Below are 21,509 nucleotides of genomic sequence, written 5' to 3' on the forward strand. Positions count from 1 at the left end.
GATTGTTATTCCTTAGGTACAAGAAACAGCTCTTGTCCTTGTTTTAGGGTTACTCTTTGGGCTTTTACTTTCTTTGAAAAGTAGCCTGATACGCCTTGAATTAGTCCTTTGGTTAAATCTCCTACTATTTGATCTGAAGCAGATCTACTCATTGAGATACTTGTGCCTGCTGTCTGTCCCATATTGGCTATTATTTCTTTTGAAGCGCTTATTTCTTGAAGATTTAATACCTCTAAGCCTTTTTGCCCATAGTTGTCATAACCAATAAGCTCTGTTTCTATGATAGTCTCTTCTAACTTAATAGAATTTACAATAAGCTCTAGCCTGCCACTGTTTACTTTTACTTTAGCAATGAGCGTGCTTTCACTAGGTAATAAAGCTCCATTTATTACAATGCTCTCTAAAAGTCTTAGTTTGATGTAACCTTCGTTTATAATAACCTGATCTTCTTTTATACTTACTCTTATACTGTTTTTGTGGATTTGCGCTTTACCCTCTCCTTCTGCTGTATAAAAGGTTTGATTGTTTTCAAAATTAATTGGTAATACTAAATCCTGAAAACTCATTGGTTTTACAAGTGAAGAAACAATCTCTTTACTAGTTTTATCTATCACTGTTATAAACTGCTTCTTACTTGGAATTGTTTTGACACTGTTAGTTTGATTTACAGATACCGATGTATTTGAAGTTTGACCACTAGGTAAATACTTAGCTGCCATCTGAAAAGACTTTTCCATAAGTTCTAATTGATTATCCATAGTAATAGCAGTTGGAGTATCTTTCTCTTCTAATTGTTTCTCTAGCTCTTCTACTTGCTTTTTAAGGCGGTCAGTTTCAGAATTTTCAGTACTGCTGTAAAAACTACCAAGCACATCTTGGGTTTGCTTGTAGCTTTGATAAGACCGCTCGTAGGGCGTGTAAGTAGGTTCTACAATATAATCCTTATGATTAGAAGTAATATTAGACTCATCTTGAGGCTCATTCCAATAGTCTGCTATGGAGTGAATTTGATTTTCATTTTCCTGCTTTTTTTGTTCCCATAGTTCTTTTTCATAAGCTTTTACTTTATCTGTTGGCATACCTTGGGTTGTCGCCTCAGGAACGGAATCATTATGAGTGATAAGCTCCTTCTCTTCAGGTTTAAACAAAAGATATATAACTCCTAAAAACACAATGCCCATTAAAGCAAAGACAATGTGCTTTTTGTGTTTTTTTATAAGGTTTTGAATTGCCTTATTCTCTTTGGGTACTTTCTCTATCTGATGGGTTTTATTTGACAACTGATCTTGATTCATAATATTTTGGTTTTAATAGTTGGATGTGATTCTATCTTTTGCCTTTTAAGCAAATACTTAACAGGTTTTATATTACTTTGCTTCTCTTTACTTGATGCCTGCTTTATTTTAGAGGTAAAGCTTGTCTTTACAATAAAAAGACAAACAAGACCATAAAGGGTAAATACAGTAAGTAATAAAACTCGTTGTCTTTTTATAGAGAGGTTATTTAAGTAGACCTTAAGTCTACTTAAATAACCGTGTCTTAGAAGTTGTAACTTATTCATAGGATTTGTTTTTTAGCGTTTAACAACTTCTAAGTCTTTATTCTCTAAAACTGTAAACTTTTCGATAATAAATCCTTGAGGGTTGTTATCAGAGCGTACAGCCGAAACAAGCTGGCTACTTGTAATCAAATTTCTTTTAGTTAGATTACTAGATCGTATGATATACTGCGTTGCATAGGTCATTGTCTTATAGGGATATTTATTAAAATCTATCTTAATACTATCCACCTCAATCCTTTGCTGGATATTCCCTGAAATGACTCTGCTGTAATATCCTTTTTCAAGTAAGTCTTTATAGTAATTAAAAGCGGTTTTATCAGATAAATTAAACGCTCTTTGCATATTTCCTTCAATGGCTGATTTTTCAGGTGAGAGGGTAAAGAAAAGCTCGTGAAAGCGTCTTACGTGCTCTTTTGCCTCTACTGGCCTATTTATACTTGCGTCTTGAGAAAGAGCAAGCATGAGTGACTTGCCTTTATCAAGCACATAGATTTTCTCTCGTTGCTCTTTGGCAAAATCATAGCTTTTATAGATAGAGAATCCTACTACTATAAGACAAACTACAGCAAATACAATAGCGTAGAGTCTAATTTGTTTAAAGCTGTTTTCTATATTTCGAAGTGATTTAAATTCCATATTTAAAGTGTTTAAATTATTTAATTAGTCTACCAGTTATATTTCCTGAGGTAGCCCCAACTGCAGCTGAACTAATATTACCTGTTTTAAGCGCAGATTGATTTACATTACGAAGAAAACCTGAGCCTCCACTGGCTTGAATAATCCAACTTGTAACGGTAGGAATTGTAAAGTATCCCACAATGCCAATGATCATAAAAATCACATATATTGTATTTGAGGTATCAGGGATAAAGTTTGGATCTGAAAGCAATAGCATATCCCTTTCAAGAATTAAGGATTGAATTCTAGCTAACATTGCGCTAAATAAATCCGCTACAGGAAGCCAGAGATACACGCTTATATACCTCGTGAGCCACTGTAAGAGCGTAGATTCAAAACCACTCCAAATAGAAATGGCAAACGCAATAGGCCCTAATATGGACAGCACAATTAAAAAGAAGGTCCGAATCGTGTCTATAATTAAAGCTGAAGCCTGGAAAATTATCTCGAGTATCTCTCTAAAGGCATCTCTTAGATTTTTTTGGAAATCATATTGCCATTTCTCTAAATACATTCCTGTCATAGTGGCTAGATCCGAGGGTGACCAGCCAAGCTCATCAAGTTTTTTATCAAAGGCCTCATCAGAAATTAAATAAGCAGCCTCAGGATTTCTAAGCATAGCCTCCTTTTCTAAAATGTCTTTCTGTTTTTGTAAAGATGTTAGATCTATAACCTGGGTTTCTAATATCTGATGCGTTCCCTTTACAACAGGACTTAAAACCGTGTTTAAAGTTCCTAGAACAAGGGTTGGAAAAAACATAATACAAATTCCCAAAGCAAATGGCCTAAGCATTGGATACACATCAATAGGCTCTGCTCTTGCTAAGGCTTGCCATACTTTAATGCCGATATAAAAAAGCGCTCCAAGACCTGCTAAACTCTTAGCCACAGATACCATCTGACTTACAAGTGGCATCATATCATAGTAGAGGTTTTGTAAAACCTCATGAAGATTACTCTCACCCATAACTCACCAGTATTTTTGATTAGAAGTACCGTATAAATCAAGTACCCTTTGGGTATTGTTTTTCTTTTTAGCCCTTAAAACGCTAATACCAATATTTTTTCTAGTATAATAGCTCACAAGGTTGTGATAGTCTTTTACTTCTTTGTAAACCCTATCTATAATATCCATACGCTCTTTATCATTTAATGATAAAGTTGAACTACTTACAATCTGCTTAAGCTCCTTCACAAGCTCTGTACTTTCTTGAAGAAGCACGGAATATCCATTAGCTATAGCTACAAGTTCCTGAGCGGAGAAGTTTGGATCATTAAGCATCTTGCGAAAGTTTTTGACATATAGCTCCGAAACGTCACCTACTAAAAGCACTGTCTGCTGAACCTTCCTTGCATCTTTAACTAGGTTATTAACCGATTGAAGTTTATCGTAATACTCCTTGCTCTGGTTATAGACCTTTTCTACTTCCTTGAAGTTTTTAAGCACATTGCTAACTGTAGCAGAAGTTTGCCTTATTTCATTAGCGCTATTTATAATACCTTGGGCTAAGTTTCCAGGATCATATACTGTCCACTGGGCATAATTCTTTATTGGTAGAACTAGTAGCATCGCTACCACAACTACCTGAAATAGTTTTTTCATATTTTATGTTTTAATTGATTGGTGACTCGACTAAGTACTATTTTTTATCCTTAGAAAAGTTGGGTTAGAGTATTTTGTTATTCATGCTGTTTTTCTTGTACAAGCCGCTTTATAGCCATCTCTACATCATCGTCAAGCTCTTTAGCTAGGTTCATTACCTCTAATTTTTCAGTTTCTTCTGTGGTATAAGCCAGATACTCACTATAGCTCACCTCTGTTGCATATACTCCCGAGTGAGTACCACCTAGACCAATCCATACTTCTTTGTAAAGGCGGTTTGGATTGTTGTTTAGGTTTATTGAAAGTATCTGAGCTTTCTCTTTGTCAGTAAGTCCAAGCATCGCTTGTATATCATCAAACTTATTCATGTATTTACGCTGATCAAGCAGTATTTTACAATCAGAATTATTGATAATACTCTCCTTTACAATCGGGGATTGAATAATATCATCTACCTCTTGGGTTACTACGATTGCCTCTCCAAAGAACTTTCTAACGGTTTTAAAAAGGTAGCGTAGATAATCTGCCATCCCCTCTTTAGCTATGGCCTTCCAAGCCTCCTCTATTAAGATTAGCTTGCGTTGTCCTTTAAGGCGTCGCATCTTATTTATAAACACTTCCATGATGATAATAGTCACAATGGGAAAAAGAATTTTGTGCTCTTTTATGCTATCAATTTCAAAGACAATAAAGCGTTTATTAAGTAAATCAAGCTCGCTTTCTGAGTTTAATAGATAGTCATACTCACCTCCTTTATAGTAAGGCTCTAGTACATTTAAAAAGTTATAGAGATCAAAGTCCTTTTCTCTAACTTGTTTGTCTTCTAACTCAGCTTTGTAATCAGTTTTGATATACTCATAAAAACTGTTGAAACTTGGTTTTAAATTACTTGTTTGGAGACACTCAATATAGCCACTAACTGCGTTTGAAAGCGCTACTTCCTCCGATCGTGAGGGCGGCTGGTCATCACGCTTCCAAAGCGTCAAGATGAGCGTTTTAATACTCTCTCTTTTTTCGATATCAAATACGCCATCATCAGTATAAAACGGATTAAAAGCAATTGGGTTTTCTTCGGTGTATGTAAAATACAGCCCATCTTTCCCCTTTGTCTTTGCTTTAATAAGCTCACATAAGCCTTGGTAGGAGTTTCCTGTATCAACTAAGAGCACATGCGCGCCTTGCTCATAATACTGCCTTACCATATGATTGGTAAAAAAGCTCTTACCACTTCCCGAAGGTCCCAAGATAAACTTGTTGCGGTTAGTGATAATTCCCTTTTTCATGGGTAGATCTGAAATATCTAAATGAATTAGTTTACCAGTAAGCCGATCTGCCATTTTAATTCCAAAGGGAGATAACGAGTTTTGATAATTCGTCTCCCCAGAGAAAAAGCATAAGGCAGGTTCTATGAAGGTATAAAAGCTCTCTTCACTTGGAAAGTCCCCGCTATTCCCTGGTATACCTGCCCAGTAAAGTGTCGCAGCATCAACCGTATTGTGTCTTGGTACACACTCCATAGAAGCAATTGCGCTCCCACAGTCATTTTTAAGCTGTTTAAGCTCACTTAAATTATCAGACCAAGCCATTACATTAAAGTGAGCTTTAATAGAGGTAAGACCTTTGCTATGAGCTTCATTTAGATATTCCTCTATCCATTGCTTGTTAATTTGATTGGCTCTGCTGTATCTAGCAAGTGAGTGCATATTCTTAGCCGACTTCTCAAACTGCTTTAAATTAGAGTCACTATCTTCAATAAACAAATACTGGTTATAGATGTGATTACAATTAAGCAAAAGTCCAACAGGCGCTGCAAACGATAAAGCCATGCTGCTTTTATCGGTTGATAGCTTTTCATAACGTGATAAATAAGATACCTCAGTAGGAAGATCCTCTGTACTTGAAAGGGTATGTAAAGAAAGGCTGTTATCTCCTACTCTAACCTTATCGCTACTTATGGCAATATCCTGAAGGCTTCCTCTTTTACTAGAACTTAGAGTCAGGTACTGCTTTAAAAGCCCGCTTTTATCGTCCGAACCTATGATATCTTCTTCTGTTAGTTTAATTAACTGAATGAGTCCACTATCATTAACTATTTTCTCAAGTTGAGCAGTAGCCTCTAAAAAGCTTTGAACCGTGTCTTTATCTCTTATTTCTTTAGGAATAAGCTCTCCTCTTGTAAGTGAACAGAAATTGCTTTGGCTTTTGATTCGCTCCTTAGTAGTCTTAGTAATAAACAAATAACAACTATGATTCAGATAGGGACGCATGTTAAAGTGCCTTTCAAAGCTTCGACTTAGATAGCTTTGTTCTAGATCTTTAAAATCCGCCTTATAGCTTTCTTTTATAAACCAATCTTGCTTGTGAATCACAATAAACTCAGGCAATGTTTTTATAGCCTTATGCCACAGGCTGTGAATAGTCTCATACTCCTTATCTGAGATGGTGAATATCTCAGGTAAGATGACTTTATAGCAAACCGTGATATCCCCTTGCTTTGAGACAATGCAGTTATTCTCAACCGCCAAAATCGGAAACATCCTTTCTAAGGTATTTGTTTTAGCTGTATTTCTCATAGTGTATTAGTTTTAAGTTACTACTTAAATACCCTCTAAAATCTTTTCTTGAGATGATATATCTTGGAAAGTATTTTCTGGCTTGAAGCTTCATAAGACCGTACTGACCGTATTTCTTATTCAGTGAAAATACTTTGTAAACAAGATAGCCAGATAGTCCAAGACCAAGGGCTAAACAAATAAGATTGTTTACCCCTGCCATATACAAAACCATAATAAAAATTAGATTTCCTAATAGTCCACCTGCAAAATAAAACAGGTACTGAGCCTTGAGTCCCTTAAATTCTACGCTAGCTCCAATGCCTTTATTAATATTATACTTTTTCATAAGCGCATTGTTTAAAGGAAAAATGATCTTAGAATTGTAGCCGCTACAATTAAGAAGATACAAGCCCCAAACCAGCTTGCAGCTGTTTTGCTTGTATCGGGATCACCACTTGAGAATTTGTTATACACCTTTACCCCTCCAATAAGACCAACCACAGCTCCAATAGCGTAGATAAGTTTAGTGGCTGGATCAAAATAAGAGGTGACCATCTGGGTAGCTTCTGTGATACCTGCTATTCCATTTCCTTGGGCAAAAAGATTGCTTGATAAAAGTAGTGTTAGACCTAACACTACTAATTTTTGAAATGTTTTTGTTTTCATAAAATTTGACATTTATAAGTTATTTATTAAGCTGTTTGCTTAATATCTTAGCTCAAATGTCCCAGGAAAACTATGTATTAATAAAACTTGGTATGCTCAGTCTTCAATTGACTTTAAATAGCCTTTTAAAAGTTTTACTATGGATTGATAAAAATAGAAAAAGAGGATATAATCCTCTTTTGTGGTATATTTAATAGCCTTTAAATTATTTATGTAATAAAACTCTAAATAAAATTGTTGTCTTATATTTTTATCAAATACCTGATGTTCTTGATTTTAAGAAAATAATTATTTTTTATAAGGACCCTAAAAATATCTTCACTCCTATCCCTAAACTTAAACCGCTTGAATGAACTTCATTTAATTGGGCAGTATGAGTTGTTCCATTGGCTTTAAAAAGTTCGTCTGTTCCTTTCTTTATTTTTATGTGCGTATAACTAGCCGATACAAAAGGTTGGATATGTCTTGCGAGTTGATATCCGATTCGCAGTGTACTATTATATCCTACTCCCTTAGATTTATGTTTAAAACTAAGAGGTTGTCTTAGTTCCTCTCTAAGGTTCCAAGTTGCTTTAGCAGTGTAATAAGGTAGATAGATCCCTGTAAGGTCTAAAGAAGTTTCCCATTTATGATGTCTAAAGTACGTCTCTACACCTAATGTTATCCCCTGTAATTGAGGGCTGTATTTACTGTTAAGCTTCTTTTGAGGGATAAGTGGAGTATCTCCATCTAACATATACAGCTTCTGATAGCTTGCCCAATAGCCTATATGAGGGCTTATAGACCAGAGATCATTAGACCAAGCAAGATAGGAGAATTCTAATCTTGTTTTGATATGATGACCTTTATCACTTTGAAGATTAAGTTCTGAGGTTGTTATCAGCCTATTGTCGCCTGCGTAATCTGTATCAGTAACTCTTCCACTTAAGGTGGTTTTATAACTTAAGTCTAACTTTACTTGAAACTTAGACCATAACGTTAGGGCTGCTTCTACCCCAATCTCTGGCCCATATAAATTCTCCCACTCTAGTTCTGAGAGTACATTAGGATACTGTCCAAACTCATTGCCTGCTATATTCCAATTTAGTTTTTCTTGATTCCAGTGCAGATAGGGAATAATATAAGAAGGAGGGCTTTTGACTTGACCAGACAAATAGGTTGACAAAAGAATAAGACACAATAGAAGATAATTTTTACGCATAGCCATCTATAGATAAAGTCTACCTCACACTAGGGCAAGGTAGACTGTTATTAAAACTAACCTAATGTATATAATTTAGTTTCTTGGATAAACTGTTGCAATAAACTGTTTATCTGTTGCTGATAAAACAGAGTTATTTCCTACGCTAAATCCATTTGTTGTAAGAGCACTGCTTATGCTATAATGCATAATTGACTGTGTATCATAAGCGCTATACTGAGTTTGCGTAGTTGAATAAGTTGCAAAAAGATTGTTATCCACATCTTTTTTACTCCAATAGTTCGGATAACCAGCGTAATAAGCATACACTTTATTTTTATCCCATGGAATATTCGTTAAAGGATGTTGGTGCTCGTGTATCATTCCTAGCGCATGACCAAACTCATGGATAACTGTTCTGCTGAACTCTGCATCGCTAGTTGAATCATCAAACCAACCAAAGTTCATCGTTTCTTCATTAGAAGGAATACTAAGGGCTTGTGTTCCTAAATAAGAATATGATCCAGCTCCTTGAGTAAAAGTAACTCTAATCTGAGGAGTGCCGCTTTCTACAAAATTAAAAGTGATATTGGCATAGTTAGACCATTCTTGAGCGTATTGCTTAACCTTACTGCGAACATAAGGAGTTCCTCCATATAACCCTACAGTAATAACACTTCCATTAGGCCACTTTGTACTTCTGACAACAGCCCCTCTTGGATCAGTTCCTTTTGGATAAACATCCTTACAGACTTTCGCACCTTCAAATCCTGAAACAATATCTGCTTTAGGCACTGCTCTTAATTCTTTTAACCCCTTACTACTATCATTTGCTGGTGTATCATTGTCATTTGTGTTACATGATACCAAAGCTACTGAGATGAATGATCCTAAAAGGATCTTGTGGTGTAATTTCATATTATCAATATTATTTTGGTTTATAATAACATAAATTTAACAACACTAATTCAATATAAAAAACTGACAACAAGATAATTAACTATATAGGAAGCCAAACTACACCAAGTGTTAAAAAAACAAGTATTTTCAACAGCTATATACACAAATATACTTTTTAAAACAAAACAATAACTATAATAACAAATTAACCTTACTATTTAACCATAATAACAAGTAATACATACTAAATGATCTTATTTCAATATACTAGAGCAACTGGTTCTGTTTTATGATTTGAATTAATTCCTGATAATCTGTTACATTAAACTCATGTAGCATTTTACTTATCCGCTTTTGTATAGCGCTTACACTTAAAAAGACAAAACTCTCTAGTTGAGTAATTTTATACCCATGAGATAAATACATTAAAATCTCTCTGTTCTTAGGATCTAGAAGTGTATTCTTAGCAATTACTTTTTTTATAGACTCCTTAGCAATAGGGCTATAGAAAGGTTCTGATCCCTTATTGTTAAGAATCAAATCCTGTAAAGTCTTGGCAGAAAAATCTGATTTTACAATCAGTGCATCTATCGTTTTATTACGGTAAATACCATAAAGAATAAAGGCTTCCTCATGTGCAGTTATTAAAATAATATTACAATAAGGAAAACGCTCTTTAATCATGGAGGTACAATCTAAACCTGACGATATATTTCGCTCCTTATATATAGGCATATCATAATCTATAATAGCTACGTCAAGCTGATCTAAACAAAGTATCTGACTATAAAGTTCTTCACAGTTTTGGGCTTTAATGTAAGTATTAGATTCATCGTTTAAAATAGAAATATATCCTTCTAAAGTCATGAAATGATCATCGGCAAGTAATATAGTCATATATTTATTTTTATAAAAAACACAATGCAATTTACTATTAAAAAAGAATTACACAATATTATATTTATAAAAAACACAACAAAATCATCCTTATATATTCTTTTGAAAGTAGGGTATTTCTAAACTAATCGTTGTCATCTGACTAATAGTAGATATTGTCATTTTTCCTTGTAGAGCTTCTAATCGATGTTTTATATTTTTAAAACCCAATCCTTTATCTATTTTCTTAGTATCGATACCAATACCATTATCGTGGATTTTAACAATAATATGGTGCTCACTTAAAAGAATAATCACTAAACACTTAGTAGCTTGGGCATGTTTATTTACATTTTGAAGCAATACTTGTACAATAAGGTATAACTGTGCTTTTTGGTACAATGTATACACTTCCCAATTAATAAGTCTATCAATAGAACACTCAAAAACAGTTTCGAATTGATTCTTCTGGCTTAATATTAAATTCTCAAGTACTAAACTAAAATCTTGTTCTTGGTTAAATAAGGTCTTGTGCATATCATGAGATAATGCTCTGGTCTGTGCTTCAATTTGCGTTAATTGATCTATTAACTTTTCTTTCTCTTCCGTTTGATCAGTTGACAGTTGCCCAAGGTTAATACGCACAGTAAATACCCTATTAATAATAGAATCATGTAGGTCTTTGGCTATTTGTTTTCTTTGTTTATTTTTTGCCTTATAGGTTATGCTTTGTTGCTGCAAAAGCAAAGCTTGAATCTGGTGTATAGCTTGTTGATCTTTTTGCTGATACAAAAGTTTTTTATTTTTCATTCGCAAACTAAGCACAATAAAAAACACAATAGACAGTATAACTACAAGTAAAATAACTCCTCCTAAATATGCATTTCTTTGCTTTAGAAGATCATTTCTCTTTTCTATTTCTCCTGTTTCATATTCGATACGAGCAAATTTATTTCTGGTTTGACGCTCAAGAGTTCTTATGCTATCTTGGGTTCTGAGATAAAGAGTGGTATAGAGTTCTTTATCCTGAACATTATATTCGGATAAAAATTTTAGACTTTCTGTCAATTCATAAAGATTCTTATCTTCTGCAGCCATAGTATAAGCTTCCTTCATTAAAACTAAAGCCGTTAAGGTATCTTTCTTTAAAAGATTTAATTCTGCTATTCGTATTTTACTAGCGACAATACCTTGTTTATGGTTAATCTGCGTCCGAATATCTAAAGCAGATTCAAGTGTGGATTGTATCACTCGAGGATCATCACAAAGAAGCATCTGATTATAACCGTAGTTATTTAAAACCATTGCCTTTAATCTGGGAAAACTATCTACATACTGATTTCTAAGTGCAGTCTGAAAGTAAGTTTTGGCTTCTTCTAAATTACCTACTTCTTGATAATACCCTCCTATATTATTATAATAGGATAGCCAAGAGCGTTGTAAATTAAATTTGTCATATCCTTCTTCTTCTAATCTATTTAGCAATTCTGGTATTTTTACATAATACTCTAAAGCACCTCTATACTCTTTCAGCTCTTTCAGTACTGACGCCATTTGGAAGTTGGCCTCATAGATAAGTCTAGTATTTTTTTGTTTGGATAACACTTGTAGAACTTGGGCTATCGTAGTCTCACTCTCTGTATAAACCCCTGTATCGTGTAAAACACCAGCTTTATAAGAAAGCATTTTAGCCCAATTAATACTATCCTTTTGCAAGGCATAAAGTTTCTCAGCTTTAAGATAGTAAAAATAAGCACTATCTAAAATCTGTCTTCTATCGTAATAGTCTCCTAAATACCAATAGGTCTTGGCTATATGTGCTGTATCTCCCTGTTGTTTTGAGTAAGAGTACAGTTTTTCTAGATTTTTTTTAACCTTTTTATCCCGCTTTATCCACTCATAGCGATTAGCTAATCTTAAAAGTGCTTCTCGAGTTAAAGAGTCATTAGGGCTTTTTATTATCAAAGTAGCAATACTATCTAGATAAACTTCTTTATCAATAGCCTCAGCATAACCTTCAAAATAGTTTGTTTCTTTCGTTTTTTTCTCTGTTACCCCATTACAAGATAAAAAACAAAATAAAAATAATAATAAACTAAAACGCATAACGATTGCTTTATAATCAAAACAATAAAGCGATTCATTTTGAATCGCTTTATTACACTGCAAAATCTATAACCTTAAAAAAGGTACACACTTATTATTTTCCTTTTCCTTTTTCTTTTTCTTCTCTCTTTGTTTTATCTTTATCTAAATCAAAATCACCACGATCATTCATCTCTTCGGTAGAGAAGCTTTTCGTTTCAATTTCTGTTTCATTTTTTATTGTAAGTACTCCTTGTGCCTCTGCTTGTTTCTCTCTTTGCTTTACTTCTATATCTTGTTGTAAATTATCATCATTTGAACAAGATACTACCATTGTTGAAAGAGTTATTAGCCCCATCATAAAATAGATTTTTTTCATACTGTATCGATTTTAATAACTAACTATAAGACCCCCCTCATAATTAGTCCTGGTTATTAATTAAGAATAATTATTCCTTTAGGATATTAAACATTTTCACTCTAAATAGATTTTTATTTATCTTATCTGAGTGGCTAATCTAATTATAATAATTACAATAGATAGAAATCTAAATCACTTATTATAAGTTTTATATCATAAAATAAATAGATCTAAATTTCATTTATAAACTTATAACAATAATTAAACTCACTGTTGTAGTTTAAACTTACAAAATGTTAAAATTTCACACCGTTGATGTGATAGACGCAATGTATTGTGTAGCCATATACGATTGCCCTTCTGTTGTGTAAATGCATTATATATTACACGGAATGAAACCTAAAATCCTTGATATGTATACCAAAGTAAGGAACAATAGAATAAAAAAACTACAATACAGCCTAACCATATTGTCGTCGTATTTTATATCAAGAGCTTATTAAAAAGAACTAATTAAAAAGCCTTTGGTATTGGTATTCCAGTTACTACGTTGACTTCTTTTCTACATCTGATAGCTAAGCCTTTATACATTAAGGTAAACTCGGCGTATGGTTTATAGACTTTGTTTAACTTAATAGTATAAATCTGTTCTAGTGCATAGGTCTTAGAGTCTCTAAAGATCACTCGATTATATCCGTCATAAAGAACAAAGTCTTGTATAGAAATACCTTCTCTCCTAGGGCTAAACAGCTGATACTGTAATTCGCCTGTATGGGTTCCATCAGTTATAATCTCGTCAAAGATGTGTGAGCTGACCAAAACATCATTTATAAAACTGACCACTTCTACTCTCATCGTGATCGATACATGTGGATTCTGTCTACTTCTAAGCGTTACATTTGTTACGCCTGTTTGTCCAAAAAATGTTTTGATATATCCTTCAAGATCTACTTTGATAATTGGATTATCCATAGTCACTTCAAAATCCTCAAAAGTTTCACCTAAAGGGAGTAGAACTAGATAAAATTGTTCTTCTTGTTCTTCGACAATTTTTATACTGGTACCATAAGGTGCTTTAATTTCAAGAATCCCTTTAGAGGCCACTCTTACTTCTATTGATTTTCTTTTGCCATTAGGCAATATAACGGTTAGTGTACTACTAGCCAATCTATCAGAGTAGAGTGTTTCGTTATCAAATAAACTAATGGCCCCTGGAGAAATCTCCCATCTGACTCCAGCTGTACTGGCTCCTTCTGGTAGGGTGCGGTAAGGGATTTTATTCTGTTGCATCCCTGTAATCTCAATAATATCCCCATCAAAAATAATGTCTTGGAGTTCATTCTTTTCAACGATAACTGTGATAACGGCTTTAGCCTTTCCAAACTCTACAGTCACTTTAGATCGCCCTTCGCTAGAAGTAGTAATCTGTCCTTTATTTATAGTTAAAATATTGGGATTTTCTACAGTCCATTTTAGTTGATCTAACTCAATATTTTTAATTTCTAGTAGATCACTTAGATTGAAAGTCTTATTCGTAACTAAAGATAATTCTTTTTGTTTAAATTGTAAGATCTGTTCTTGTACACGAATCTTCATACTCGCCTGAACGTTAGTATTCTTTACTTTGGCTGTAATTTTGGTTTCTCATTCTGAAAGCGCTTTACCTATGCTTCCATTTAAGCGAACAACACTTGGGTTTTCACTGAGCCATACAACTTGTTCTTTAGTTGCATTCTCAATTTTCAGTTCATTCATTAAGTCAAAACTATCATTCATCAATACTTACTTTTCTTTATTGATAAAAGTGATAGTCACTTCTTTTTCTCCAATGCCTCCATCTTTTGGAGAGCACCCTAATACTACTAATGAGAAGAGAGTTAGTAGTACAAGTTTTGCTTTCATAATGTTTTATATTAAAGAGGGTTTTCCTTTACCCTCTATTAAATTTACGATTTATACAGGTTTATTTTCTTTAAAAACCAATAACAACTATACCGTAAACCACTAAAAAACAACATTTAACACCTTTAAAACCACCTAACCTTTTAGAGATTAAAAAACACTAATTCTAATTTATTTGTTAATTTTAGAACAATAAAAATCTATTTTACACATATAACAATACTTTATCTTACTCATACTGTAATTTTTTGTCATTACACCTTATTTTAGCCTATATACGTGATTTATTATATGCTTTTTAAGAGCTAAAATGACGCTAGATTTCACATGAAGTAGATATCAAATTCACACCGCTTTCTTTAACCTAGATTAAGCATTAGCCAAATACTGCAAAGCAATTCTACTTCATCTCTCTTTCATTCCTTCTAAAACCATACTATAGTATGCTTTTTTCATAAATTCAGAGCTGTTTTGTATAATTTACTCTCGTTAATAGGTCTATCGCGTATTCTGGGTTTAAAAAATCATTAACTTTATCCCTTTATTATTTTAAGATGAAAGGAATTATTCTCGCTGGGGGATCGGGAACACGATTACACCCTCTTACATTAGCTGTCAGTAAACAACTGATGCCTGTCTATGACAAGCCTATGATTTACTACCCTTTATCCACGTTAATGCTAGCGGGAATCAACGAAATTCTGATTATCTCTACTCCTACTGACCTGCCTAACTTCCAAAAACTATTAGGAGATGGTAGCCAAATCGGTTGTTCTTTTACTTATGCGATACAGGAAGAACCCAATGGATTAGCACAGGCTTTTATTATTGGAGAGGAATTTATAGGTGATGATCACGTAGCGCTGATCTTAGGGGATAATATCTTCTACGGCAGTGGAATGTCTAAACTATTACAATCGTGCGTAGAAAGAGCAGAACCAACTATATTTGCCTATTCTGTAACTGATCCTCAACGCTATGGTGTGGTGGAGTTTGATCAACATAAAAATGTACTCTCTATAGAAGAGAAACCTCTAGAACCCAAATCTAACTTTGTGGTGCCTGGATTATACTTTTATGACAATGATGTAGTGAATATTGCCAAGACTATTCAACCTTCTAAAAGAGGAGAATATGAGATCACAGATATCAATAAAGAGTATTTGAGACAAGGCAAATTAAAGGTAGGAATATTAGACAGAGGAACGGCTTGGTTAGACACAGGTACTTTTGCTTCTCTGATGAAAGCAGGTCAATTCGTTCAAGTCATCGAAGAGCGCCAAGGACTGAAAATCGGGGCCATCGAAGAGGTCGCTTATCGCATGGGGTATATCACAAAAGAACAATTACACCATATCGCTAAACCACTGTGCAAAAGTGGGTATGGAGAATATCTAATGACAATAGAATAACAATATATTAAACCAAGTAAAAAGGCCTTGTACTGCTAGATAGTACAAGGCCTTTTTTACTTACTTTTTATACTGTTGATGATAGTACTCTTGATATACTCCACTGGTTACATGCTCTAACCACTCTTGATTATTCATATACCAATCAATGGTCTTAGCTAATCCTTCTGGGAAGGTTACAGATGGGCTCCATCCGAGCTCTTTATTAATCTTCGTTGCATCAATCGCATACCTTAGATCATGTCCTGGTCTATCTGTTACAAAAGTGATTAATCGCTCACTCTCCCCTACTTCTCGAGCTAAAACTACATCCATCTGCTTACACAGCTCTTTGACCAAGTCTATATTTTGCCATTCATTAAAGCCTCCTATATTATAGGTCTCTGCATTATTCCCTTTATGGAATACATCATCTATGGCTCTGGCGTGATCTAAGACATATAGCCAATCGCGAGTGTACTTCCCATCCCCATAAATAGGCAAGGATTTTTTATTGATGATATTGTGAATACAAAGTGGGATTAACTTCTCTGGGAAGTGATTAGGCCCATAGTTATTAGAACAATTACTTACAACATAAGGCATTCCATAGGTCTCCCCATAAGCACGAACAAAGTGATCTGAACTTGCCTTAGAAGCTGAATAAGGTGAATTAGGATCATAAGGCGTTGCTTCGGTAAATAACCCTACTTCGCCTAGTGCGCCATAGACTTCGTCTGTACTAATATGGTAAAAGCGCTTCCCTTCCCAATCGCCTTGCCATAAGGATTTAAATGCTTGTAATAAATTGACTGTGCCTAAGACATTTGTGCGTACAAAAGCAAGCGGGTCTGTAATAGATCGGTCTACATGAGACTCTGCTGCTAGGTGAATCACCGCATTAAATCGCTCCTTTTTAAAAAGCTGTTCTATCGCTTCTTGATTGGTTATGTCTTCTCTTATAAAATGGTAGTTAGGAGCAGCTTCTATATCTCTTAAATTCTCTAGATTCCCTGCATACGTAAGTGCATCTAGGTTATAAATCTGATAGTCTGGATATTTCTGTACGAAAAGCCTTACTACATGTGATCCTATAAACCCTGCGCCTCCCGTAATAAGTATTTTATTCATGCTCCTTGTTTTTTTTATTTTTTAATTCCACAAAAATCTAAAACTACTTTACCTTGTGGTATTTCTAATGCTTTAAACTCATTATGTGCTACTAAAAATACAATGATATCTGCTTTTTCTACCGCTTCTTTATAGTTCGTTAATTTAAACACTTTATGGTCTTGTACATTTGGCTCTACAATATACATATCTGCGTCTCCAGAATCTTGTAAGATACGTTCAGTGATATAAATAGCTGGAGATTCACGTAAATCGTCAATATTCGGTTTAAAAGCTAGTCCCATTACTGCAATAGCAGGTTGGCGTCCCTGTTTTAACTCAAACTCTAATCGCGCTGATTTTACTTTCTCTGCGCACCAAAAAGATTTATAGTTATTAACTTCTCTAGCATGAGCAATGATTCTAGACTCCATAGGAAATTCTGAAACAATGAAATATGGATCCACTGCAATACAATGTCCTCCTACTCCACATCCTGGTTGTAAGATATTTACACGTGGGTGCTTATTTGCTAATTCAATTAATTCCCAAACATTAATCCCTGCTTTATCACAGATTAATGACAATTCATTAGCAAAGGCAATCTGCACATCTCTAGAAGAGTTCTCTGTCAGTTTACACATCTCTGCTGTACGCGCATTCGTTCTGTGCAAAGTTCCTTTTACAAATTGACTGTAAAATGCTACTGCCTTTTCTGTAGATACTTCATTCACTCCTCCAATTACACGATCATTATGTACTAACTCATACATTACATTTCCTGGCAATACACGCTCTGGACAATAGGCTAAATAAATCTTACCTTCAAGCTCTGGGCGCTCTGTAAAGATATATTCCATCATCTTTTCTGTCGTACCTACAGGAGAAGTAGATTCGATAATATATAAATCTCCTTCTTTTAACAATGGAAGTATAGCTGTAGTTGCTGCCTTTACATACGAAATATCTGGTTCGTGATTTCCTTTAAATGGCGTTGGTACAACAATTAAATATGTATTGGCTACAATAGGAGTAGTTGCTGCTTTTAGATATCCTGCTTGTACAGCTTCAGCTACTGCCTTATCTAAATCTGGTTCTACAATATGAATCTTTCCTGCATTAATGGTATCTACCACATGTTGGGAAATATCTACTCCATGTACACCTATTTTATTTTGTGCAATTAAAGCTGATGTTGGTAGTCCTATGTATCCTAATCCTATTGTTACTACTTGTGTATTCATTCATTATGTTATTTTGTTGTTTTGTGATTTCGTTTATATCACAAAACATTATCTTATCTCTATATTTCTTTTCTATTAGACGCAATATATTGCGTCTCTACTGTATTCCTTTTATTAGACGTAAGATATTACGTCTCTACCTTATGTGATGGATTTGCCCCGCTACGCAAAGTCTCCCGACTTTGAGTGATTCTCACACAGTTTAAATCGTTACGCTGATGGTGCGGATTTTTAATCCGTGACGTGTATTTTCCTGACTTCCCTATTTCCTATTTTCCGTTTCCTATTCCCTGTGACACGCATAATAATGCGTCTCTACTGATTCTGGGATGGTTTGTAAACTGTGCCATGCATGTGCTGTAATTCATTAACTCTGACACGCAAAATATTGCGTTTCTGCTGTATTCCTTTTATTAGACGTAAGATATTACGTCTCTACTAATGCTGGTGTGTTTTGTAACCTATGCCATATTCTGTAAAACATTAACTCTGACACGCAAAATATTGCGTCTCTACCTTGTATATAGGGCATGTATACCGAATGGCATCCCCCTAGTCGTTGACGCGGATTTGATGTTATTATCCTCATGCACGGTGACACGCAAAAAATTGCGTCTCTACTGTAATTGACTGATAAAATCAACAATACGTGCACATGCTTTTCCATCTCCGTAAGGATTGTGTAAGGCTGACATCTTTGCATAACGAGCTGTATCTGTCAATAGGCTATTCGCCTCTCTTACAATCTTCTCTTTATCCGTACCTACTAGGATTACTGTTCCTGCTGCTACGGCTTCAGGACGTTCTGTTGTATCTCGCATGACTAAAACTGGTTTTCCTAAACTAGGTGCTTCTTCTTGTACTCCTCCACTATCTGTAACAATCATATAACTCTTATTCATCAACCATACAAATGAAGGGTAAGCTAATGGATCTATTAATTGAATATTTTCTATTCCTGATAGGATTTCGTAAACTGGACCTTTTACATTTGGATTTAAATGTACAGGGTAAATGATTTGTACATCAGCATGTGTTAAGGCTATTTCTTTTAGTGCTTCACAGATACGAATAAATCCATCTCCATGATTCTCTCTTCTATGTCCTGTAACAAGTATTAATTTCTTAGACGAATCTACAATCTGTTTTAATTGTGTAATTTCTTCATTTTCTAAATCTTCTACACGCTCTACACTTTCTAATAAAGCATCAATAACTGTATTACCAGTAACTAAAATATCTTTGATTTTGATATTTTCTCTTAATAAATTTTCTTGAGATGCTATGGTTGGTGCGAAGTGATAATCTGTTACACGTCCTGTAATCTGACGATTTATTTCCTCAGGGAAAGGTGCTCGTTTATTATGTGTTCTGAGTCCTGCCTCTACATGACACACTTCTGCTCCACTATAGAAAGCCGCAATACTCGCTGACATCGTTGTAGTAGTATCTCCATGAACATAAACGTAATCAGGTTTAAACTTCTCTAAAACAGGTTTTAATCCAGTGATAATATCTCCTGTTAAAGAATATAAATTTTGATTAGGTTTCATCAAATTCAAATCGTACTCTGGTACGATATCAAAAAACTCTAAAACTTGATCCAACATCTCTCTATGTTGTGCAGTTACACATACACGAGTATCAAATTTATCAGCGTGTTTTTGGAATTCCTTTACTAAAGGTGCCATTTTGATAGCTTCTGGTCTTGTGCCAAATACAATCAAATTCTTTTTCATAGTTAAGTGTGTTAATTTCTGTTTTTCAATCTTTTAAAAACAGTTATTATCTTCAATTCGATAGTATTTCTCTTGAATTGTATCTTGGTAAACTTCACCTACATCTAAAATATAAACCCTTCTTTTTTATATCCTTGCATCTTTACTGCTTAAATTAGGTGTTAAAGTTTATTACCCTCTTCCAATTGTGTATACTTCAAACCCTATATCTTCTAACGTTTGACGGTCTAATATATTACGTCCATCGAATATAAAAGCTGGTTTTTGCATATTATCATAAATGCGTTGCCAATCGTACGTCTTGAACTCATCCCATTCTGTCAATACTGCGATACCATGTGCTCCTTCTAGGGCTGCATAGGGTTCTGCGTGTACTATCAGATGTTTTTTATTTGTTTCTAATTCGCGAGTGGCTAAGTAATCTAAATCAGATAACATCTGTTGTTCTATTACTTTAGGATCGTATACGTGGATTTGTGCTTCTTCTTCAATTAACTCATTGGCTACATAGATAGCAGCTGATTCTCTAGTATCATTAGTATCCTTCTTGAATGCCCAACCTAAGAAAGCTATTTTCTTATCGTTAACTGTATTAAACAAAGTTGTCACGATATTCTCTGCAAAACGACGTTTCTGGTGGTCATTCATAATGATTACTTGCTCCCAATAGTCTGCTACTGCCTCTAGCCCATAAGACTTAGCGATATACACTAAGTTTAGGATATCTTTTTGAAAACACGATCCTCCAAAACCTACAGAAGCTTTTAAGAATTTATTGCCAATACGGCTATCTGTACCAATGGCTCTAGACACTTCGGCTACATCTGCTCCTGATACTTCACATAGTTCTGAAATCGCATTGATAGAAGACACACGTTGTGCTAAGAAGGCATTGGCAGTCAATTTAGAAAGCTCTGATGACCATACATTAGTACGTAGAATACGCTCTTGAGGTACCCATGCTTCATAAATAGACGCTAACGCTTCGATAGCTTCTCTTCCTCTCGGGGTTTCTGCTCCACCGATCAATACGCGATCAGGGTTCATCAAGTCTTGGATAGCTGTACCTTCTGCTAAAAATTCAGGATTAGAGAGTATTTCAAACTCTACTCCATTACCTGTTTGATCAAGGATTCGTTTAATTGCTTGTGCTGTGCGTACAGGAAGTGTAGACTTTTCTACAACTATTTTGTCTGTCTTGGCTACTTGAGCAATTTGTCTTGCACATAATTCAATATACTTTAAATCAGCTGCCATTCCCTTTCCTTTACCATAGGTTTTGGTTGGGGTATTCACAGAGATAAAAATCATGTCAGCTTCATCAATAGCTTTCTCTACATTGGTATCAAAAAACAGATTTCGTCCACGAGCTTCTGCTACTACTGCATCTAAACCTGGTTCATAAATAGGTAATTTGCTCAAATCTTCATCATTCCACGCTTTGATACGTGCTTCATTTAAATCAACTACTGTAATCTTGATACGTGGATTTTTTTGTGCTATAACTGCCATGGTAGGCCCTCCTACGTATCCTGCCCCTACGCAACAAATCTTTTGTATGTTTTTCATATATGCTAAAGAAAGTAAATTAATACTTTATCATTTAATTACACATTAGCCAAATATTACAAGGTAATTCTACTTCTTCTCTCTTTCAT

General features: G+C 34.5%; 19 protein-coding genes. 1 reads left to right on the plus strand and 18 read right to left on the minus strand.

What is annotated here, in order from left to right:
- Window positions 1-5: 5 nt before the first annotated feature.
- The 14 genes from traM to MPR_RS18995 all read right to left on the minus strand — a co-directional run bounded on the left by traM (window position 6) and on the right by MPR_RS18995 (window position 14,241).
- Entirely contained in the window at window positions 6-1,295 is a 1,290-nt protein-coding gene (gene traM, locus MPR_RS10780) for a conjugative transposon protein TraM (RefSeq protein ID WP_041892494.1), read from the minus strand.
- A gap of 278 nt (window positions 1,296-1,573) precedes the next feature.
- Window positions 1,574-2,197, minus strand: a complete 624-nt coding sequence (gene traK / locus MPR_RS10790; protein ID WP_041892496.1) for a conjugative transposon protein TraK — start codon at window positions 2,195-2,197, stop codon at window positions 1,574-1,576.
- A gap of 16 nt (window positions 2,198-2,213) precedes the next feature.
- Complete coding sequence (gene traJ / locus MPR_RS10795; RefSeq protein WP_041892498.1) at window positions 2,214-3,206, minus strand: conjugative transposon protein TraJ; 993 nt, start codon at window positions 3,204-3,206, stop codon at window positions 2,214-2,216.
- Between the two features lie 3 nt (window positions 3,207-3,209).
- Window positions 3,210-3,842, minus strand: a complete 633-nt coding sequence (locus MPR_RS10800; RefSeq protein ID WP_041892501.1) for a DUF4141 domain-containing protein — start codon at window positions 3,840-3,842, stop codon at window positions 3,210-3,212.
- Between the two features lie 77 nt (window positions 3,843-3,919).
- A complete protein-coding gene (locus MPR_RS10805) occupies window positions 3,920-6,415 on the minus strand; it encodes a TraG family conjugative transposon ATPase (protein WP_041892503.1) in 2,496 nt (831 codons plus the stop codon).
- Window positions 6,399-6,743 (minus strand): DUF4133 domain-containing protein, encoded by a 345-nt coding sequence (locus tag MPR_RS10810; RefSeq protein ID WP_041892505.1) that lies wholly within the window; start codon window positions 6,741-6,743, stop codon window positions 6,399-6,401. Before MPR_RS10810 ends, MPR_RS10805 begins: the two co-directional genes overlap by 17 nt.
- Window positions 6,744-6,754: 11 nt before the next feature.
- A complete protein-coding gene (locus MPR_RS10815) occupies window positions 6,755-7,063 on the minus strand; it encodes a DUF4134 domain-containing protein (protein WP_025124855.1) in 309 nt (102 codons plus the stop codon).
- Between the two features lie 295 nt (window positions 7,064-7,358).
- Window positions 7,359-8,264 (minus strand): hypothetical protein, encoded by a 906-nt coding sequence (locus MPR_RS10820; RefSeq protein WP_235280436.1) that lies wholly within the window; start codon window positions 8,262-8,264, stop codon window positions 7,359-7,361.
- Between the two features lie 75 nt (window positions 8,265-8,339).
- On the minus strand, window positions 8,340-9,161 hold the full coding sequence (locus MPR_RS10825) for a M12 family metallopeptidase (protein WP_041892510.1): 822 nt from the start codon (window positions 9,159-9,161) through the stop codon (window positions 8,340-8,342).
- A gap of 249 nt (window positions 9,162-9,410) precedes the next feature.
- The gene (locus MPR_RS10830; RefSeq protein ID WP_041892512.1) at window positions 9,411-10,040 is read right to left on the minus strand and encodes a response regulator; all 630 of its coding nucleotides are present in this window, start codon (window positions 10,038-10,040) and stop codon (window positions 9,411-9,413) included.
- 90 nt (window positions 10,041-10,130) lie between these two features.
- Complete coding sequence (locus MPR_RS10835) at window positions 10,131-12,125, minus strand: sensor histidine kinase (RefSeq protein ID WP_235280437.1); 1,995 nt, start codon at window positions 12,123-12,125, stop codon at window positions 10,131-10,133.
- Window positions 12,126-12,219: 94 nt separating this feature from the next.
- Window positions 12,220-12,483 (minus strand): hypothetical protein, encoded by a 264-nt coding sequence (locus MPR_RS10840; RefSeq protein WP_041892518.1) that lies wholly within the window; start codon window positions 12,481-12,483, stop codon window positions 12,220-12,222.
- A 495-nt stretch (window positions 12,484-12,978) separates the two neighbouring features.
- Complete coding sequence (locus tag MPR_RS18815; protein ID WP_235280438.1) at window positions 12,979-14,061, minus strand: hypothetical protein; 1,083 nt, start codon at window positions 14,059-14,061, stop codon at window positions 12,979-12,981.
- A 48-nt stretch (window positions 14,062-14,109) separates the two neighbouring features.
- On the minus strand, window positions 14,110-14,241 hold the full coding sequence (locus tag MPR_RS18995) for a hypothetical protein (protein WP_262491923.1): 132 nt from the start codon (window positions 14,239-14,241) through the stop codon (window positions 14,110-14,112).
- 680 nt (window positions 14,242-14,921) lie between these two features.
- Here MPR_RS18995 and rfbA point away from each other — a divergent pair.
- Window positions 14,922-15,779 (plus strand): glucose-1-phosphate thymidylyltransferase RfbA, encoded by an 858-nt coding sequence (gene rfbA, locus MPR_RS10855; RefSeq protein ID WP_041892523.1) that lies wholly within the window; start codon window positions 14,922-14,924, stop codon window positions 15,777-15,779.
- Between the two features lie 60 nt (window positions 15,780-15,839).
- Here rfbA and rfbB read toward each other — a convergent pair whose 3' ends face one another.
- From rfbB to MPR_RS10875, 4 genes are all read right to left on the minus strand, one after another.
- Complete coding sequence (gene rfbB / locus MPR_RS10860; protein ID WP_041892525.1) at window positions 15,840-16,889, minus strand: dTDP-glucose 4,6-dehydratase; 1,050 nt, start codon at window positions 16,887-16,889, stop codon at window positions 15,840-15,842.
- Window positions 16,890-16,903: 14 nt separating this feature from the next.
- The gene (gene wecC / locus MPR_RS10865; RefSeq protein WP_041892527.1) at window positions 16,904-18,112 is read right to left on the minus strand and encodes a UDP-N-acetyl-D-mannosamine dehydrogenase; all 1,209 of its coding nucleotides are present in this window, start codon (window positions 18,110-18,112) and stop codon (window positions 16,904-16,906) included.
- A 617-nt stretch (window positions 18,113-18,729) separates the two neighbouring features.
- Window positions 18,730-19,851: a non-hydrolyzing UDP-N-acetylglucosamine 2-epimerase gene (gene wecB, locus MPR_RS10870; protein WP_041892529.1), complete on the minus strand. Its 1,122-nt coding sequence runs from the start codon at window positions 19,849-19,851 to the stop codon at window positions 18,730-18,732.
- A gap of 171 nt (window positions 19,852-20,022) precedes the next feature.
- Window positions 20,023-21,420 carry a UDP-glucose 6-dehydrogenase gene (locus tag MPR_RS10875; RefSeq protein WP_041892532.1) on the minus strand — a complete coding sequence of 466 codons (1,398 nt, stop codon included), beginning with the start codon at window positions 21,418-21,420 and terminating at the stop codon, window positions 20,023-20,025.
- Between the last annotated feature and the right edge of the window lie 89 nt (window positions 21,421-21,509).

This window comes from Myroides profundi (genome assembly GCF_000833025.1).
Classification (GTDB): domain Bacteria; phylum Bacteroidota; class Bacteroidia; order Flavobacteriales; family Flavobacteriaceae; genus Flavobacterium; species Flavobacterium profundi_A.

Coding starts and splice junctions, on each gene's coding strand:
- traM (WP_041892494.1), bottom strand. CDS start 1,295: ATGAATCAAGATCAGTTGTCAAATAAAACCCATCAGATAGAGAAAGTA.
- traK (WP_041892496.1), bottom strand. CDS start 2,197: ATGGAATTTAAATCACTTCGAAATATAGAAAACAGCTTTAAACAAATT.
- traJ (WP_041892498.1), bottom strand. CDS start 3,206: ATGGGTGAGAGTAATCTTCATGAGGTTTTACAAAACCTCTACTATGAT.
- MPR_RS10800 (WP_041892501.1), bottom strand. CDS start 3,842: ATGAAAAAACTATTTCAGGTAGTTGTGGTAGCGATGCTACTAGTTCTA.
- MPR_RS10805 (WP_041892503.1), bottom strand. CDS start 6,415: ATGAGAAATACAGCTAAAACAAATACCTTAGAAAGGATGTTTCCGATT.
- MPR_RS10810 (WP_041892505.1), bottom strand. CDS start 6,743: ATGAAAAAGTATAATATTAATAAAGGCATTGGAGCTAGCGTAGAATTT.
- MPR_RS10815 (WP_025124855.1), bottom strand. CDS start 7,063: ATGAAAACAAAAACATTTCAAAAATTAGTAGTGTTAGGTCTAACACTA.
- MPR_RS10820 (WP_235280436.1), bottom strand. CDS start 8,264: ATGCGTAAAAATTATCTTCTATTGTGTCTTATTCTTTTGTCAACCTAT.
- MPR_RS10825 (WP_041892510.1), bottom strand. CDS start 9,161: ATGAAATTACACCACAAGATCCTTTTAGGATCATTCATCTCAGTAGCT.
- MPR_RS10830 (WP_041892512.1), bottom strand. CDS start 10,040: ATGACTATATTACTTGCCGATGATCATTTCATGACTTTAGAAGGATAT.
- MPR_RS10835 (WP_235280437.1), bottom strand. CDS start 12,125: ATGCGTTTTAGTTTATTATTATTTTTATTTTGTTTTTTATCTTGTAAT.
- MPR_RS10840 (WP_041892518.1), bottom strand. CDS start 12,483: ATGAAAAAAATCTATTTTATGATGGGGCTAATAACTCTTTCAACAATG.
- MPR_RS18815 (WP_235280438.1), bottom strand. CDS start 14,061: ATGAAGATTCGTGTACAAGAACAGATCTTACAATTTAAACAAAAAGAA.
- MPR_RS18995 (WP_262491923.1), bottom strand. CDS start 14,241: ATGAATGATAGTTTTGACTTAATGAATGAACTGAAAATTGAGAATGCA.
- rfbA (WP_041892523.1), top strand. CDS start 14,922: ATGAAAGGAATTATTCTCGCTGGGGGATCGGGAACACGATTACACCCT.
- rfbB (WP_041892525.1), bottom strand. CDS start 16,889: ATGAATAAAATACTTATTACGGGAGGCGCAGGGTTTATAGGATCACAT.
- wecC (WP_041892527.1), bottom strand. CDS start 18,112: ATGAATACACAAGTAGTAACAATAGGATTAGGATACATAGGACTACCA.
- wecB (WP_041892529.1), bottom strand. CDS start 19,851: ATGAAAAAGAATTTGATTGTATTTGGCACAAGACCAGAAGCTATCAAA.
- MPR_RS10875 (WP_041892532.1), bottom strand. CDS start 21,420: ATGAAAAACATACAAAAGATTTGTTGCGTAGGGGCAGGATACGTAGGA.